Origin of the sequence: Granulicatella elegans ATCC 700633 (assembly GCF_000162475.2) — a bacterium.
GTDB classification, from domain to species: Bacteria; Bacillota; Bacilli; order Lactobacillales; family Aerococcaceae; genus Granulicatella; species Granulicatella elegans.
The window spans coordinates 1,725,332-1,743,361 of record NZ_KI391971.1; the positions used below are offsets into that span (position 1 = coordinate 1,725,332).

15 protein-coding genes, 9 tRNA genes and 1 other annotated feature are annotated in these 18,030 nt (G+C 33.8%); all 24 genes read right to left on the reverse strand.

Annotated elements, in window-relative coordinates; all coding sequences use genetic code 11:
* Positions 1-51 precede the first annotated feature (51 nt).
* Positions 52-1,728 carry a sensor histidine kinase gene (locus HMPREF0446_RS07955; RefSeq protein WP_006703914.1) on the reverse strand — a complete coding sequence of 559 codons (1,677 nt, stop codon included), beginning with the start codon at positions 1,726-1,728 and terminating at the stop codon, positions 52-54.
* On the reverse strand, positions 1,725-2,459 hold the full coding sequence (locus HMPREF0446_RS07960) for a response regulator transcription factor (RefSeq protein WP_006703915.1): 735 nt from the start codon (positions 2,457-2,459) through the stop codon (positions 1,725-1,727). The genes HMPREF0446_RS07955 and HMPREF0446_RS07960 overlap by 4 nt, the downstream gene beginning before the upstream one ends.
* Before the next feature lie 356 nt (positions 2,460-2,815).
* A complete protein-coding gene (gene msrB / locus HMPREF0446_RS07965) occupies positions 2,816-3,931 on the reverse strand; it encodes a peptide-methionine (R)-S-oxide reductase MsrB (protein ID WP_020991453.1) in 1,116 nt (371 codons plus the stop codon).
* 12 nt (positions 3,932-3,943) lie between these two features.
* Positions 3,944-4,510, reverse strand: a complete 567-nt coding sequence (locus HMPREF0446_RS07970) for a redoxin family protein (RefSeq protein ID WP_006703917.1) — start codon at positions 4,508-4,510, stop codon at positions 3,944-3,946.
* 11 nt (positions 4,511-4,521) lie between these two features.
* A complete protein-coding gene (locus HMPREF0446_RS07975) occupies positions 4,522-5,217 on the reverse strand; it encodes a cytochrome c biogenesis CcdA family protein (RefSeq protein WP_006703918.1) in 696 nt (231 codons plus the stop codon).
* Between the two features lie 211 nt (positions 5,218-5,428).
* Positions 5,429-7,018, reverse strand: coding sequence for an amidohydrolase (locus HMPREF0446_RS07980; protein WP_006703919.1), 1,590 nt, complete (start codon positions 7,016-7,018; stop codon positions 5,429-5,431).
* Position 7,019: 1 nt separating this feature from the next.
* Positions 7,020-8,108 (reverse strand): ABC transporter substrate-binding protein, encoded by a 1,089-nt coding sequence (locus tag HMPREF0446_RS07985; protein WP_006703920.1) that lies wholly within the window; start codon positions 8,106-8,108, stop codon positions 7,020-7,022.
* A 193-nt stretch (positions 8,109-8,301) separates the two neighbouring features.
* Positions 8,302-8,832 (reverse strand): hypothetical protein, encoded by a 531-nt coding sequence (locus HMPREF0446_RS07990; RefSeq protein ID WP_006703921.1) that lies wholly within the window; start codon positions 8,830-8,832, stop codon positions 8,302-8,304.
* A 263-nt stretch (positions 8,833-9,095) separates the two neighbouring features.
* The gene (gene argS, locus HMPREF0446_RS07995; RefSeq protein WP_006703922.1) at positions 9,096-10,787 is read right to left on the reverse strand and encodes an arginine--tRNA ligase; all 1,692 of its coding nucleotides are present in this window, start codon (positions 10,785-10,787) and stop codon (positions 9,096-9,098) included.
* Between the two features lie 61 nt (positions 10,788-10,848).
* Positions 10,849-11,059, reverse strand: a binding site (T-box leader).
* 415 nt (positions 11,060-11,474) lie between these two features.
* Positions 11,475-12,545, reverse strand: coding sequence for an ABC transporter substrate-binding protein (locus HMPREF0446_RS08000; RefSeq protein WP_006703923.1), 1,071 nt, complete (start codon positions 12,543-12,545; stop codon positions 11,475-11,477).
* On the reverse strand, positions 12,542-13,378 hold the full coding sequence (locus tag HMPREF0446_RS08005; protein ID WP_006703924.1) for an ABC transporter permease: 837 nt from the start codon (positions 13,376-13,378) through the stop codon (positions 12,542-12,544). Before HMPREF0446_RS08005 ends, HMPREF0446_RS08000 begins: the two co-directional genes overlap by 4 nt.
* Complete coding sequence (locus HMPREF0446_RS08010) at positions 13,378-14,187, reverse strand: ABC transporter permease (RefSeq protein WP_006703925.1); 810 nt, start codon at positions 14,185-14,187, stop codon at positions 13,378-13,380. Before HMPREF0446_RS08010 ends, HMPREF0446_RS08005 begins: the two co-directional genes overlap by 1 nt.
* The gene (locus tag HMPREF0446_RS08015) at positions 14,180-15,289 is read right to left on the reverse strand and encodes an ABC transporter ATP-binding protein (RefSeq protein WP_006703926.1); all 1,110 of its coding nucleotides are present in this window, start codon (positions 15,287-15,289) and stop codon (positions 14,180-14,182) included. Before HMPREF0446_RS08015 ends, HMPREF0446_RS08010 begins: the two co-directional genes overlap by 8 nt.
* 22 nt (positions 15,290-15,311) lie before the next feature.
* Positions 15,312-15,854, reverse strand: coding sequence for a helix-turn-helix domain-containing protein (locus HMPREF0446_RS08020; protein WP_006703927.1), 543 nt, complete (start codon positions 15,852-15,854; stop codon positions 15,312-15,314).
* Positions 15,855-16,258: 404 nt separating this feature from the next.
* Positions 16,259-17,125: an ROK family protein gene (locus HMPREF0446_RS08025; protein WP_006703928.1), complete on the reverse strand. Its 867-nt coding sequence runs from the start codon at positions 17,123-17,125 to the stop codon at positions 16,259-16,261.
* 78 nt (positions 17,126-17,203) lie between these two features.
* Positions 17,204-17,277: transfer RNA gene (locus HMPREF0446_RS08030), tRNA-Pro, on the reverse strand.
* A 4-nt stretch (positions 17,278-17,281) separates the two neighbouring features.
* A tRNA-Arg gene (locus tag HMPREF0446_RS08035) sits at positions 17,282-17,355 on the reverse strand.
* A 27-nt stretch (positions 17,356-17,382) separates the two neighbouring features.
* A tRNA-Arg gene (locus HMPREF0446_RS08040) sits at positions 17,383-17,456 on the reverse strand.
* A 25-nt stretch (positions 17,457-17,481) separates the two neighbouring features.
* Positions 17,482-17,567: transfer RNA gene (locus HMPREF0446_RS08045), tRNA-Leu, on the reverse strand.
* Between the two features lie 25 nt (positions 17,568-17,592).
* Positions 17,593-17,664: transfer RNA gene (locus HMPREF0446_RS08050), tRNA-Gly, on the reverse strand.
* Between the two features lie 17 nt (positions 17,665-17,681).
* A tRNA-Thr gene (locus HMPREF0446_RS08055) sits at positions 17,682-17,754 on the reverse strand.
* Between the two features lie 13 nt (positions 17,755-17,767).
* Positions 17,768-17,849, reverse strand: a tRNA-Leu gene (locus HMPREF0446_RS08060).
* Positions 17,850-17,866: 17 nt separating this feature from the next.
* Positions 17,867-17,939, reverse strand: a tRNA-Lys gene (locus tag HMPREF0446_RS08065).
* 9 nt (positions 17,940-17,948) lie between these two features.
* Positions 17,949-18,021 (reverse strand) — tRNA-Val (locus HMPREF0446_RS08070).
* Positions 18,022-18,030 lie beyond the last annotated feature (9 nt).

The window sequence follows — 18,030 nt, forward strand, 5'->3', positions numbered from 1 at the left end:
TGGTCTTGTTACTATGGAAAGTATTTTCTCTTTATCAATTATATCATTCGCCTAATTAGAAATAGGAATCGTTAGGCATACTTTTGTATAAGAATTTTCTACTGAATCAAATTCCATTTTAAACTGTTCTCCAAAATATAATGCTAATCTTTCTTGAACATTTTGAATTCCAACTCCACCTAAAGCTTTATTAGAAGTACCTTGTTTCTTTAATCCTACTCCATTATCTTCAATCGTAATTTTTATATAAGGAGATTGGTATTGAACCGTCAATTGTATTCTTCCTGGGCGATTAATTTCCTTAATACCATGATAAATCGCATTTTCTACTAATGGTTGTAGTACTAATTTAGGTAACAAAATTTCTGGAATATTTTCATCTACTTGAATCTCATAAGATAATTTTTCTTCATATCTTTGTTGCTGAATAAATAAATATTGTCTTACATGATCCACTTCTTTTGTAAGAGTGATTAAATCTTCTCCTCCGTTTAACGCTAATCTAAAATACGTCGCTAGTGCTTTTGTAATCGAAACAACACGAGTTGTATCTTGAAACTCTGCCATCCATATAATGGTATCTAATGTATTATATAGAAAATGTGGATTAATTTGACTCGATAAAGCCTTTAATTCATAAACTCTCGCCAATTGTTCTTGCTTTCTAGCTTCTATCATTAACTGTTCTAAATGATTTAACATATGATTAAAATGATGCGCTAATTGTTGAAATTCACTAGCTCCATTTGGAATAGCCCGTAAATCAGTTTGTCCTTTTTCAACTTCCTGCATAGTCTCTTCCAAGTGTTTAATCGGAGATAAATGATGTTTCAAAATAATAACCATTCCAATTGAACAACCTATAAAACTTAAAATCGCAATACTAAAAACAATCATGAATAATTGCTTCGATAATTGTTCCCACTGTGAAAAAGTACTAACTCCTACTAATACCCAATTACAATTATCAATAGAAATTTTGTGTACAAAAAAGTTTTTCCCTATCATAGAATCCATTGGACTTTTAGCAATATCTTCTGCAGACATTTGCTTATCGACAGATTGAAAGACTTCATTATCAGGATGATAAACGATTTTCCCCTCTGTATTAATCACAAAAGCATATCCATCATTTCCAAGAGAAAGTTCCTTAATATAATTTTCAAGAGCGTTAGAATCAACATCAAATCGAACGACTCCTAAACTTTCATTTGCCTTTGATAAAATTTCTTGACTAATAGATAACACATATTTATCATTTTGCAAGCGACTTGGTAATAATACTGGGTTATGAGATAAGTCAATCGCTTGTTGGTACCATTCTTGCATCATTAATTCATTCGAATTGGCAGATTGAAGATTTTGATCACTTGAAATGATTCTTCCATCTTTTGTCACAATCGTCATCGAAACAAAGTGTTCATTGCTTTTCATAAAGGAATCTAACCAGTTTCGAATACTTATTTGCGAATTATTTTCTTGTTCTTGAGCAAATTGAACAACTTCTGCCTCATTAGCAATGGCGTTAACTGTATATTTTAATTGAGAGACATACTGTTCAATATATCGAGCACTTGTATCAATTCTAGCAGTCGTTTGTCCGGATATGTTTTCTTTAAATAATTCACTACTTTTCCAATAAAAGACACTTCCAACAAGAATCAAAATCAAAAATAGCATTCCTAGTAAATAGGTAGTTAATTTTATAAACAAGGAGTTTTTCTTCATGATTCTACTCCTTTTTGAAATTGTTTGGGTGTTACTCCAACAATTTGCTTAAATCGAACTGAAAAATAATTCACATCTTCCATCCCTACGGCTAAAGCTACTTCATAAATTTTCATGGATGTAGATAATAATAGTACTTTTGCTTTATTCATTCGTTGAGTAATAACATAATCTTGAAATGTCATTCCTAATTTTTTCTTAATTAAGACACTGACATAATTAGGAGTAAATCCTAATTGTTCTGCAACTTTTACAAGAGAAAGGTCAGGGTTATCTAATTGGCTATGAATGATTTTTTCAATTTCTGTTTCTTCTGAAACGATATCTACTTGGTGAATTTGGTTTTCTTTTCGTTCTTTTTCTAATTTACCAACGACTGTAACAAAAAAAGCTTCAATTTCTTTTTTCGAAATAGGTTTTAGTAAATAATCATCTGCTCCTAGTTTTAAGGCAGATAATAGGTAATCAACGTAATCATATCCTGTTAGAAATACGATATGTGTATGTGGATAATGTAATTTGACTTGTTGAGCCAATGTGATTCCATCCATTTGTGGCATATTGATATCTGTTAGCAAGATGTCTGGTTGATGTTGCTGGATAATCTCCCATGCTTGTTTACCATTTTCTGCTTCTTGTACGTTTGAAATGCCGAGTTGTTTGTAATCGATAAGTGAAGTGAGTCCTCTTCTAACAAGAGATTCATCTTCGACAATTAACAGTGAATACATACTCATTCCTCCTATTTCCATTATACTCTGCCTTTTTCAAAAAATTAACCGAAAGTATGCGTAAAGAGAAAATACTTCTGGATATAGTAACAAAGGACGGTAGCAGCCTTGCTTTGCAAGTCTCATACCTAAAATTCGAGCCTTGGTCTCGAATTTTCCTTACTATGGGAAGTATTTTCTCTTTATTCATTACGCCCTCTCATATATATGCCCCTAACCAAAAAAGACTTGCCGTTGTAGCATTAGTCCAATAAGTCAAGTATGGCTTATTGGACAGGAAAAATTGAGACCAAGGCTCAATTTTTAGGCATGAAACCGAAGGTTTGCTGCCGTCCCCTGCTACAACAGCTAAAGTCTTATTTAACAAAATCCATCAAAAATCCATAGCCTTTTTCTTCCATCTCTGCTAATGGAATAAAACGGATAGATGCACTATTAATGCAGAAACGTAATCCGCCTTTATCTTGAGGTCCATCATCAAATACATGTCCTAAATGTGAATCCGCAATGCGACTGCGAACTTCAATTCGTTTCATATTAAAACTTGTATCTTCCTTATAAGTGACTACTTCAGAAGAAATTGGTTTTGTAAAACTTGGCCAACCACAACCGGAATCAAACTTATCTTTTGAAGAGAAAAGTGGTTCACCAGTTGCTACATCCACATAAATCCCTGCTTCATGATTGTCCCAATACTCGTTAGAAAAAGCCATTTCTGTACGATTTTCTCTAGTAACTGCATATTGTTCTTTTGTCAAAGTATTTTTCAATGTTTCTTCATCTGGTAATGGGAATAAATTAGGATCAATCACTGGATCATTTGCTTTATTCACATCAATATGACAATAGCCATTTGGATGTTTCTTTAAATAATCTTGATGGTAATCTTCTGCAACAACAAAATTTCTAAGATTTTCTCTTTCAATTGCAACTTTCTTTCCTAATTGTTCTTCTTTTTCTGCAACTACTTGCTCAATAATTTCTTTATCGTCATCATTTTGATAATAAATTCCTGTTCGATATTGACGACCTACATCATTTCCTTGTTTATTAACTGATAGTGGATCAATCACTCTAAAGTAATATAATAAAATTTCTCGAAGGGATACAGCTTTTGCATCATAAGTAATTTTTACTGTTTCTGCATGGTCTGTATCATGAATTAATTGATAGTTGGTTGTTTCTACTTTTCCATTTGCATACCCACTAACTGCATCTTCAACTCCAGTAATTCTTGAAAAATATTCTTCTAAGCCCCAGAAACAGCCACCTGCTAAATAGATTTCTTTCAACTCTTTTTCCCCCTTATTTTCTGATTTGTTAACCTTTTGTTGATTAATTAGTGAACTAACTTTTTTCTCAATTGGATTTCCATTCGCTTGAGCTGTTGATATTGAAGGATGAATGAAATAATAAGAAGCAATCAGCAATACAATTAACGATACGACTCCAATCAATATTTTTTTATCCATTTTAAACACTCCCTACATTTTATCAAGTTGTTTCTGAATATCCTCATTTGATAGATGCCCTGGATGAGCTTGTACTAGTTCTCCATTTGCATTGATGAAAACAGATGTTGGATATCCAATTACTCCCACTTGTTTAAAGAAATCAGGTTTTTCTGCCATTAATACTGGTAAATTTTTATACTCCAATCCAGAGAACCATTCTTTAAAATCTTCTGCTTTTTTCTCACGATTCACTCCAGGAGCTACTACACTTAAAACAACCGTATCATCAGAATGATTAGCCGCAAAAGAATCAATCTCTGCTAACCCAGCTAAACAAGTTGGACACCATGAAGCCCATACTTTAATATAAACTTTCTTTCCTTTATAGTCTGATAATTTAACATCTTTTCCATCAAATGTTTTAAAACTAGCATCCACAGCTTTAGCAGAGGTTGTCATTGCTTTTGTTTCTTCTTTTTTATCTTTCATTGTCATATCTGTTGAATTTTTCATTGTATCTCCCCCTTTCATCCCCATTGGTTGACAAGCTCCTAATAATAAACTAGCTCCAAGAACTACATATTTCCATTTCTTCATCTGTCATTCTCCTATCTTTGTAATAAAATTTGTATTTGTTGAAAAATAATCCAAGCTCCCATTCCTATAATGACAAGCCCCCCAATTTTCTTTAAGAGATATAATTGCTTTTTCGCAAGATTAAAAGCTTTCATCGCTGTAGTAGATGCAATTGCTAAAGCTAAAAACGGAATAGCTAAACCTAAAATATAAATTGCTAATAAAAACATTCCATAAAAAATACTTGCTTGTTGAGTTGCTACTAATGTTAGAACAGAACTTAAAACTGGACCTACACATGGTGTCCAACCAAAACTAAAACTAACTCCTAACAAATAGCTACTCCATAAAGAATGCTTGCCATCGGTTTCAAACTGTACCGTCTTTTGCTTTTGTAAAGTAGTTAGCTGAAACACTTCCATTTGATGTAAACCTAATAGAACAATAATCGTTCCTAACACTAAATGGAAATACGGATTATAAACCAATTGTCCTAATAGACTAGCTGCAAATCCTAATACAAAAAAGATTGTTGAAATTCCAGCTACAAATAATAATGTTCGAACAAGTGGTAAAATCGCAATTTCAAAATTTCCAACTTTTATTGTACGACTTCCTCTATCACTCATTAAAACTCCAAAATATACCGGAAATAATGGTAAAACACATGGAGAGAAAAATGACAAAAGTCCAGCAGCAAAAATGCTACCCCATAATAATAAATCCATAGATACACCCTCTTCTAATTGTTAATTTAAGTATAATGATTGTTTACAATATAAAATATAGAATTCTTTACAAAAAAACATGAATTTAATACGATATATTGTCAAAATATAATAGAAAAAACTTTCTACCGTATTCAGTTCATAAGTATCTCCAAAAAGTGGTTCATCACTCATGCTAATACAGCAAAAAGTTTTTCTCTTCATTTCTTCATTAGTGTCTTTCAAACACTTTTTTCCCGTTAATATAAGTCGCTACGACCGTTGTTTTCAAAATTTCTTCTGGACTTCCGTCTAAGAAATTTTTCGATAAAATAACAAAGTCTGCAAAATTTCCTACTTCTAATGTTCCAATATCTAATCGACTCAGTGATTTTGCTGCTCCATTTGTATGAGCTATCAGAGCTTCTTTGGCACTAATTCTTTGCTCAGGCATCAATGCTGGTTCTGGAAGCCCTTCTACTGTTTGACGAGCTACCGCAAAGTACATCGTTTCAAACGGTGTTACATTTAGTACTACTGGAGTATCCGTTCCAAATGCTAAAGTCGCTCCATGTTGAATAAAGGATTTGAATGGAAACATTTGTTTTGCACGAGTTTCTCCAACTTCTTCATCTAATGTTTCATATCCCACTAATAAGTGACTTGGTTGAACTGAAACAATAAGAGATTTTTGAGCAGTAAGTGGCAAGTCTTTTGGATCCATTACTTCTAAATGCTCAATTGTATTGAATTTATAAGGAGCGTCAAAAGGATATTTTTCTTGTGCTTGTTTGAAATTCAATAATGTTAGCTCAACTGCTCTATCTCCAACGGTATGGATACGCATTGGCCATCCTTCTTGGTTGGCTAATAACGTCAATCGTTCCATTTTTTCTTCCGTTAAAAGTGGTCCTCCCACATCTCCTTCAAAAAATGGCATTGGATATGGTTCTTTTAAATAAGCTGTATGCGAACTTGTTACGCCATCATAAAACTGTTTCACGCCCCCCATTTGCAACATTGGAGATTGGTAAGTTTGATAAAGACGACGGTTTTCTCCCACTTCTTCACGCATCGCTGGGAAAAAGCTTACTCGAACCGTTGCATCATCTTCTACACTAGAATACAATTTGGGATAAACAATATCATCAGGGCTTTCTCCTGTTAACGCAACATCGCCAACTGCTGTGATTCCCATCGCATTCAAATGTTTCATATAGTCTAATAACGCTACTTTAGACTCAGCTTCATAAATTGCCAACACTTTAGATAAATAATAAATCGCAATTGCTTCTAAAAATACTCCTGTTAACTCACCGTCTTTTTTAACAGCTTCTCCACCAATTTCAGAAGGAATGTTTTCACTCGTTAACCTTAATTCTTCTAATGCTTTTGTATTCAGCCAAATCGTGTGTGCATCTCCAGCAATCAAGCAAATTGGAACTTCATTCGAAGCTTTATCTAAATCTTCTTTCGTTGGTAAAACTTGTTGTCCAAAATCACTCGCATACCAGCCAATCCCAATTTTCCAGCCATTATAAACAGGAATTTCTTTTGCTTGAGCAACGACTTCTTCAATTGAAGTCGCTCCGACTGCTTTCATCTTTCCTAAATGAATCAAACTGGATAAATATAAATGCACATGCGCATCAATAAATCCAGGAGTAACCATTTGATTTCCTGTATCAATGATTTCTCCCTCTACTTCTTCATGATAAGGAAGAATAGCTGCAATCTTCCCATCTTTTATTTCTAATATTCCTTCAATCGTTTCTTTTGAATCTCCAATAAAGAGATGTTTACTTTTAACAAAATAATGCATATTATAACTCCATTTTAAAATTTAAAAAGGCATCATTGTAGTTAGAAATCCATTCTGTTCCAAGGTATTCATAATGCTCTAAACTTTCAATAACTTCTTGTGATGGATAAAAAGTTTCATCTGAAACCACTTCTTCATCTAATAACTCTTTTGCAGCTTCATTTGGTGTAGCATATCCTACAAATGCTGCATTTCTAGCTGCATTTTCAGGACGAAGCATAAAGTTAATAAACGCATACGCTCCTTCAATATTTTCTGCATTATATGATAACGCAAAGTTATCCGTCCAAACAGCACTTCCATCTTGTGGTAAAATATATTGCACCGCTGGATTAGCTTCTGCTACAGCAGCAGCATCTCCTGAATACCCAATACCAATTGGTGCTTCTTCTAATTTCATCATTGTTTTAATTTCTTCATTTAATACAGCACGTACATTTGGATTTAATGCTTTAATTTTCAATTCTGCTTCTTTTAATTGCGCTGCATCTTTTGAATTGAGTGAGTAACCTAATGACTGTAATGCTAATCCCATTGTTTCACGATTTCCATCTAGTAATAAAATTTTATTTTGGAATTCACTCTTCCATAAATCATTCCAAGTTGTAATACTTTCTGGATCGATATATTTTGTATTCACCATAATCCCAACAGTCCCCCAGAAATAAGGAACTGTAAATTGATTCCCAGGATCCACTGGACTATTTAATAAAAATGGCGAAATATTTTCTAAACCTTGAATTTTTGAATGATCCAATGGCTGTAATAAGTTTTGATTTACTAATTTCGTAATACTCGATTCACTTGGAAATACGATATCATATCGAGTACCACCTTGTTTTAATTTTGCTTCCATTGCATCATTTGAATCGAAAGTTTCATAGACCACTTGAATATTCGTTTCTGCTTCAAATTCTTTAATCAAATCTGGATCAATATAATTTCCCCAGTTAAATAAATAGAGCTGCTGTTTTTCACTAGAAGCAGATTCATCTGCAGAAATTTCTTGCGATTGAATATATTTTTTTACTCCTAATAGTAAAAGTACAACGACCAAAATAGATAAAATTAAAGATACTAATTTTTTCATGAAAAACCTCATTTCCCTCTTTTTAGTTTACAATAAATTGATAGTAATAAAATATCGCTTTCACGTCAACTAGTACGGTCTGAAAGTATGAATTTATTTTAAAATAAAAAAACATCCGTTTAAGTAGAGCACAACTTAAACGGATGTTTCATCAAGAACTAGTTTAGATAGTAAAATGTCACAACTAACTATACTAAGCCTTAAAATCTCCTTGTTTTGTTTCAATTATTTTCATTGCCGAACGAATGACATGAAATTCATCTATTAATTTTGCAATTAACTCATAATTACGTTCAGTTAATCTACCTGATAATATTTTATGAGAAAATTGATGAAAATTATCTAGATGTTCTTCAATACTCATCAGCATCTCCTTAGCATCTTTATGACGATACTTTTTAGCAATATGTGCTACTTCTTCAGAAAATAATGCCAAATTATTTTCATGAATGGTAATATTTTTTCCTTCTGGTACTAAATCATTCGCTTCATAGCAAGTTAAAAATTTTTGTTCAATTGTATTACAAACAAAAACAACTCCTATTTGCGAAACATATTTTTTCTCTTCTGGACGCTGTTCTTCATTCTTATTATACTCTACTAAACTTCCAAGTTGTCTACCTACCCATTTTGGAAGCTGTTCATTGTTAACTTCAAACCGCTCCAGTGCTCTTTGAGCGAAATGATCCGTCCATGTATAATTTGGTCCAAATGAAAGTCCCATAACATTACTCCTTTATATAAGTTTGTAAAGTAAGAATTCTATCCAATTTTAAAATTACCATCAATCCTAAATACACCCTCTATTTTTGACAAACCTCATCCATCCCACCTTTCCTAATAATTATTTAGGAAAGAATAAAAAATAAAATTGTGAAATAATTCTCATGAAGATTTTATCAATCCTTTTACAGCGTTTCAACAGAAATTTCTTCTTATAAACAAAAAACTCCCACTTGCCAGGTAAACAAGTGAGAGATAGGATGGCTACATTTCGTCTGGAGATTCTACTCCTAAAATTGCAAGACCTTGTTTTAAGATAACAGCTGTTGCTTCCACTAATGCTAAACGAGCATTTAGTCCTTCATCTTCTTGTAAGATGCGGCTGTTTGCATAATATTTATTGAAGGCTTGCGCTAGAGAAATTACATATTTAGAAATCACAGAAGGTTCAAATTTACTTTCTGCATATTTCACAATATTTGGATAATTTTCAATTTGTTTTAATACTTCCCATGCATAGTCATCTTCTAATGATAATGGTTGAGATAAATCAACTGAAACTCCTGCTTTTCTTAAAATACTCATTGCACGAGCACGAGTATATTGAACATAAGGGCCAGTTTCTCCTTCAAATTGAACAACTTCTTCCAAGTTGAAGTCAAAGTTGTTTGTACGATCGTTTTTCAAATCGTGGAAGATTACCGCACCTACCCCAACTTGTTTTGCAACTTGTTCTTTGTTTGGTAAGTTTGGATTTTTAGCTTCAATTTGTTTTAAGGCTAATTCTTCAGCTTCACGTAAAACTTCTTCTAATAAGACAATTTTACCTTTACGTGTTGATAATTTTTTACCACCTAATGTAATTAAACCAAAGCCAACATGAATCATGTTTTCTTGCCAATCACGGCCCATTTCATTTAAAACAGCTTTTAATTGTCTGAAGTGGTTTGCTTGTTCATTCCCTACAACATAAATGTTTTTAGCGAAATCGTAAGTTTCTTTACGGTAATGTGCAGCTGCTAAGTCACGAGTAATATATAATGTAGCACCATCAGATTTTTTAATTAATGCAGGTGGTAAATCATATTTATCTAAGTGAACAACAGTTGCTCCACGATCAATTGTAGTAATTCCATTGCTTTCTAAGTATTCTACAATTGGATCCATTTTATCATTATAGAAAGCTTCACCATTATAAGAATCAAATGTAATTCCTAATACATCGTAAATTCGGTTGAATTCTTTTAATGATTCAGATTTGAACCAATTCCATAGTTCTTCTGCTTCAGCGTCGCCATCTTCTAATTTTTTGAACCATGCACGACCTTCATCTTCTAAAGAGCTGTCACGTTCTGCTTCATCATGGAATTTAACGTATAAACGTAATAATTCTGCGATTGGATCTTGTTCAACGGCTTCTTTTGTTCCCCATTTTTTATAAGCAACGATTAATTTACCGAATTGTGTTCCCCAGTCTCCTAAGTGGTTGATTTTAATTGGGTTATAACCAACTTTTTTCTCTAAGTTAGCAATAGCATTCCCAATAACTGTTGAACGTAAGTGACCCATTGACATTGGTTTTGCAATATTTGGACTTGACATATCCACTATAGCATTACGTCCTTGTCCAAAATCAAAGTTACCATAGTTTTCTCTTTGTTCTAAAACAGTGTGTAATGTTTCATCTGCAAATTTACCTTTTGATAGGAAGAAGTTTGCGTAAGGTCCCATTGCTACTGCTTGGCTAATATGTTCATCAGAAACTGCTTCAACAATTTCTTGTGCAATTGCTTGAGGTGCTTTACGTAATACTTTTGCAAGTGAGAATGCTGGGAAAGCTAAGTCCCCTTGTTCTGCATATTTTGGAACTTCAATCATTTTATAAATTTCTTCAAACGATAAATGTTCACTAATTGTTTTATGAATTTGTTCTGCTACTATTTTTTTGTAATCCATCTTGACACTCCTTCTTTTTGTATAAATGATAAATAAAAAAGCCCCTAATCAAGCAACCTTGACTAGAGACGAGATAACCCGTGGTACCACTCTTATTGTTTAAAATCTTAAACCACTTTAAACTTTTTTAACGGTAAGCGACCGGATTACTCTACTACATTCGAATAATCATTTCCAAAGTGCGGTTCATTTACTTCATCATGACCGGCTTCCACCACCCCAGCTCGCTAAAACAGATATCCGTAAACTACTCTCTTCTTCATAAATGTTTATTATTTATAGGACGATTATAACAAGCGATAGAATATTTGTCTAGTAATTTTATAATAAACTTTATAACGCAAAAAAACACAAAAAGACTTTGCATAGTAATATTAGTGATATAACCAGCAACTGCTGATTATATCACAGGGAAAATTGAGACCCTAGGCTCAATTTTTAGGCATGAAACAGCAAAGCTGTTTGCTGCCGTCCCCTATTACTATCATGCACAGTCTATCTCGTTAACGCACTCTCATAAATATCATTCCAAAAGAAAAGACTTTGTATAGTAGCATTAGTAATATAATCTGCAAAGTCAGATTATATTACTGGAAATTTCGAGACCAAGGCTCGAAATTTAGCCATGAGACCGCAGGTCTGCTGGCGTCCTTTTGCTACTATAAAACAAAGTCTATTACGAACATTTTAGTTGCGGAAAATCTTAGCCTCCAAGAACAGGTCATTATACAACCCTAGCAACTCAGAACCTAGATTCTCATACACTTCCATATGTTCCATCTGCTCATCCGTAGGATAAAAAGTCTCATTACTCGTTACCTCTTCTGGTAACAACTCTAACGCATCTTTATTTGGAGTTGAGTATCCAACATATTCCGCATTTTTAGCAGCTACATCCGGTCTCAATAAAAATGAAATAAAACGGTATGCACCATCATAGTTTTTAGCCGTTTTTGGAATGACAATATTATCAAACCATAAGTTTGTTCCCTCTTCCGGTAAGACATACGCTAAATCTTCATTTTTTTCCAACATCTTCGCAGCTTCTCCAGAGAATGACACACCAATGGAAGCTTCCTCTTGCGCCATGTAAGTCTTCATCTCATCCGCAATAATTGCTTTAGCATTTGGCATTAATGTTTTCAAGAATTTACCTGCTTCTTTCACAACTTCTGGATCCTTTTCATTCAAAGAATATCCTTGAGTTTGAAGTGCAATTCCCATCATTTCTCTAGCACCATCGATAAATAAAATCGAATCTTTGTACTCCTCATTCCATAAATCAGACCATTTCGTAATTTCGCCTTCAGCAATATTTTTTGTATTATAAATAATTCCTAAAGTTCCCCAGAAATAAGGTATACTATAACGATTATTTGGATCAAAACTCTTATTCAAGAATTTCTCATCTAAATGCTCCATTCCTTCAATTTTTGAATAATCTAATGGCACTAATAAATCTTCTTTTAACATTTTATGAATCGCATATTCACTTGGAATCGCCACATCATAATTCGTTCCACCTTGTTTGATTTTTGTATACATCGCTTCATTGGAATCAAATGTTTCATAAATAACTTTATAGCCAGTCTCTTCTTCAAACTGGGTAATTAAACTTGGGTCAATATAGTCTCCCCAGTTGTATACAATAATGGTATCAGGATTTCCTGCGATAGCAGTTTCAAAATTTTTTCTAAAAAGTAATAATCCTAAACTTGCGACTAAAATTGCCCCAACAAACATCATTAATCGCTTCACAGTACTACCCCCTTCGCTAAATCATTTTCAGCATTTTTCTGATTTAATCGTTTTGCTTGGTATTGTTGAATGAAATAATATCCAATCACTAAAATTAATGAGAATAAGAACATTAATGTACTTAAAGCATTAATTTGTAAACTAATTCCTTGACGAGCTCTTGAATAAATCTCAACCGCAATTGTAGAGAATCCATTTCCTGTTACGAAGAAAGTTACCGCAAAATCATCTAAAGAATACGTAAATGCCATAAAGAATCCACTTAAAATACCAGGTGTAATCGATGGTAAAATAATACGTGTTAACACTTGAGAACTTGTTGCACCTAAGTCACGTGCAGCAGTAATCATTGAACGATTCATTTCTGTTAATTTTGGTAAAACCATTAATACAACAATCGGAATATTAAACGCAATATGCGAAAGTAGTACAGACCAAAATCCTAATTTAAATCCAATAAATGTAAATAAAATTAATAAACTTGCCCCGATAATAACGTCTGGTGAAACTAATAAAATATTATTCATTCCAAGAACAAATTGTTTTCTTCTATTTGAACGAATAAAGTCAATCATAATTGCACCAAGTGTACCAATAATTGTTGCACATAGAGCTGATAATAAAGCTAAAACTAAAGTATCAATTACAATACCAATTAATCTTGTATCACCAAGAACAGCTTGATAATGTTCTAAAGTAAAGGATTGGAAATCATTCATTCCTCCACCACTATTAAATGAGTAATAAATCAAATAGAAAATTGGAGCATACAGTACTGCAAATATAAATACTAAATAGGCATTTGATAACCAATGATTTTTCTCTAATTTCATTATGCTTCTCCTCCTCTTCTACGATCACGTGTTACAAACATTAAGACAATCATGGCCACAATTAAGACAACCCCAATTGTTGAACCCATTCCCCAGTTTTGTGTTACTAAGAAATGTTGCTCAACGGCAGTCCCTAATGTAATCACACGATTTCCTCCAATTAAACGAGTTAACATGAATAGAGAAAGTGAAGGAATAAATACTGCTTGAACTCCACTTCTTACACCACTCATCGTTAATGGAATGACGACATTTTTTAATGTTTGCCAAGGAGTCGCCCCAAGGTCACGGCTTGCCGCAATTAATGAACTTGGTAATTCTTGTACCGCATTGAAAATTGGTAAAATCATAAATGGTAATTCAATATAAGCAGCTACTGTTAAGAAACTAAAATCTGTAAATAAAAACTCTTTTGGTGCAATTCCAAATAATGATAAAAATTGATTCACTGTACCAGTTTGACTAAAAATACCAATAAAAGCATAGGCTTTTAATAATAAATTGACCCATGTTGGTAAAATAATTAATAATAACCATAAATTTTTATGTTTAGTTTTACTTAAAAAGTAAGCAGTAGGATAACTCACAACTAAAGTCACTAATGTTACTAAAAAGGCATACCACACTGAGTTAAATGTCATTTCTAAATAATTACCAGAAGAAAAATAATTCGTATAGTTTCCAATTGTTAATTGATTATTAATATCGAAAAATGATTTATAGAAAATCATTGCCAAAGGCGCTATTACAAATAATGCCAACCATAAAAGATATGGAATGGAAAAGAACACACGAGAATTTTTACTCATTATTATCGTCCTCCACTTCCTCATAGCTTTCTAGACGAGCATCAAATTCTTCTTCACTTTCTCCAAAACGCATTACGTGAATATCTTGTGGTTCGAAGTATAAACCAACTTTAGAGCCAACTTCTGCTTTCTTCGTTGAGTGAATCATCCACTCATTTTTATTTTCGTCATAACAAATAATTTCATAGTGAACTCCACGGAATAATTGTGTATCCACTTCAACGGTTAATTTCCCTTTATCTACACTTGTTAGAGATAAATCTTCCGGACGGATTACGATTTCTACTTTTTCATTTGGACGCATACCAGCATCGGCACATTCAAATTCTTTCCCAACAAATTCTACTAAGTAGTCTTCCTTCATCACACCGGCAACGATATTACTTTCCCCGATAAAGTCTGCAACGAAACGGTTGATTGGTTCATCATAAATATCTACTGGAGTACCTGATTGAATAATTTCTCCACCATTCAATACGAAGATTTCATCACTCATCGCAAGAGCTTCTTCTTGGTCATGCGTTACGAAAATAAATGTAATACCTAAACGTTGTTGTAATTCACGTAATTCATACTGCATGTCTGTTCTTAATTTTAAGTCTAATGCTGATAATGGTTCATCTAATAATAAAACCTCTGGTTCATTTACTAAGGCACGAGCAATCGCTACACGCTGTTGTTGTCCACCAGACATTTGAACAATTTCACGTTTTTCATATCCTGATAATTGAACTAATTTTAATGCTTCAGAAACTTTTTGTTTAATCACATCTTCAGGTAATTTTTTCAAACGTAAGCCAAATGCGATATTTTCAAACACATTCATATGTGGGAATAATGCATAGTCTTGGAATACAGTATTTACTTTACGTTTATTCGGTGGTAAATCTGTAACATCTTCTCCATTTAAAGTAACAGAACCTGTTGTTGCATCCGTAAAACCAGCAATAATACGAAGAATAGTAGTTTTACCACATCCTGAAGGGCCTAATAATGTATAAAATTTTCCTTTTTCAATTTCAAAGTTAATATTTTTTAAAACTTGAGTATCATCATAAGATTTTGTAACATTTTCAAATGTAATAATTGCATTGTTGGACATGTTTTGTACCAATCCTTCCTTTTTATAAATAAGAATTTGTTGCGACAATTAATACCTTACTTGTTTCATTGCCAGCATTTTTAATTTGGTGTTTAGCAGAAGCTTCAAAATAAAAAGATTCTCCTTTAGAGACAACTTCTATTTGTTTTCCTACTTTTACTTGTACTTTACCTTCTAGAACATATCCAAAAGTTTCGGATAATGATGGTTGGAACACTTTGTATTCCCCTTGAGGTTTAAACTCTAATATTACAGGTTCCATTTCATGTTCATTTGAATCTGGATTTAACCAAGTCACTATTGTTTTATGTTTTGGATCCTCCATTACGGTCATATCTTCAGGCCCATAAACAGTTAAAGCTTCTTCTGGTCCATCTTCAAAGAAATCCTTTGGTGCACATCCTAATACTTCTAAAATATCAAAAAATGTATCCATCGAAGGTGAACTTAGATCGTTTTCTAATTGGGAAATATATCCTTTAGACAAATCCGTCCTCTCGGCTAATTCTTCTTGTGTAAGTCCTTTTTGAACACGCAGAGCTTTCAAATGACTCCCTATTTCCATCTTATCCCTCCATTCTTTAAACTTAAAGTTTAATAACACTATTACTCATTATACTCTAAGTTTAGTAATAGTCAACAAATAAATCTCAAAAAATTAAAAAAAGAACCCTATACAATGTATAGAGTTCATACAAATAGATAACGAAATAAACATGAAAAGTAGCATTCAAGCCATGAACCTGTACTGGCTTCCATTGCTATAGTATAAGAAGTCAGTTGTTTTTTACGTCTCCTCATTAGTTTCGTACAAATAGAAACGACTACTTACAGTAGTATTGGTAATATAAGCCAAAATGGCTTATATTACTGGAAAAATCAAGACCTAGGCTTGATTTTTAGCCATGAAACCGCAGATTTGCTGGCATCCATTACTACTGTCCAAGTAGTCAGTTTCTAGTAATTTATTTATTTTAAAAGAGCCTTCGCCATTGCTAAGCATCCAATTGTTGCTGCATTATTCCCTAATGCTGGAGTTTGTAAATACTCATCCACGGAAGGATAGCCAACATAACCATTCATTAATTTTTCAAATTCTTGCTTCACTTTTTTCAATAAATGAGTTTGTTGCATAACCCCACCACCTAAAACAATTACTTCAGGAGCTAAAATTAATGTTGTATTATAAATGCATTGAGCAGCATAGTAAGCTTCAATATCCCAAATTGGATCAGTTGGCTCTAATTCAAATGCAGGACGTCCAGCTTTTTCTTGTAAAGCTGGTCCAGCTGCTAAACCTTCTAAACAGTCAGAGTGGAAAGGACAAACACATTTTGCATTGTCTTCTGGATGACGTTTTACAATCATATGACCCATTTCAGGGAAGTTCATTCCACCAACAAATTCACCACGTTGGATAGCACCACCACCAACACCGGTTCCAAATGTATAATACACTAAACTTTCTAAATCTTTTCCATGGCCAAAATAGTATTCTCCATAAGCCGCTGCGTTTACATCAGTTGTCCAATTAATTGGTACATTTAAATGACGTTTCAATTCACCAATAAAATCAAAATTTTGCCATGCTAATTTTGGAGTAGAAGTAATGTATCCAAATGTTGCAGATTTTTTATTACTATCAATTGGACCAAACGCGCCCACACCAACTGCTTCTAATTCTTGTTCATATTTTTTAAAAAATTCAAAAACTTTTGGTAAAGTTTCCTCTGGAGTTGTTGTTGGAATTGAAACTCTTTCTAAAACTTCCATATCATGATTTCCAATCGCACAAACAAACTTTGTACCACCAGCTTCGATACTACCTAATACCATATAAAATTCCTCCAAATTATTAATAATTATATTATATACAAAAAAAGACAAGTAAGCTAGCACTTACTTGCCAATAAATCGGGAATACAGGATTCGAACCTACGACCCCTTGGTCCCAAACCAAGTGCTCTACCAAGCTGAGCTAATTCCCGATAATGCACCCAACAGGAGTCGAACCTGTAACCGCTTGATTCGTAGTCAAGTACTCTATCCAATTGAGCTATGGGTGCTAAATATTCACTTATATATAGAAAAAATGCACCCAACAGGAGTCGAACCTGTAACCGCTTGATTCGTAGTCAAGTACTCTATCCAATTGAGCTATGGGTGCAAATTTTATTCAATTGTATTGAAAATGCCGAGGGCCGGGGTCGAACCGGCACGGTCATCACTGACCGCAGGATTTTAAGTCCTGTGCGTCTGCCAATTCCGCCACCCCGGCATGGGCCATGGTTTATCATTGGCAAAGCGGAAGACGGGGTTCGAACCCGCGACCCCCACCTTGGCAAGGTGGTGTTCTACCACTGAACTACTTCCGCAAATTTATTCATTTAAATGCCGGCTAAAGGACTTGAACCCTCGACCCTCTGATTACAAATCAGATGCTCTACCAACTGAGCTAAGCCGGCTGAAACTTAATAGTGCGGGTGAAGGGACTCGAACCCCCACGCCTCTCGGCGCTAGATCCTAAATCTAGTGCGTCTGCCAATTCCGCCACACCCGCGATTTCTCGCTTGAGAATGAGTGATACAGGGCTCGAACCTGTGACCCTCTGATTAAAAGTCAGATGCTCTACCAACTGAGCTAATCACTCTTTATGATATGGAGGTTAACGGGATCGAACCGCTGACCCCCTGCTTGTAAGGCAGGTGCTCTCCCAGCTGAGCTAAACCTCCATAATATTT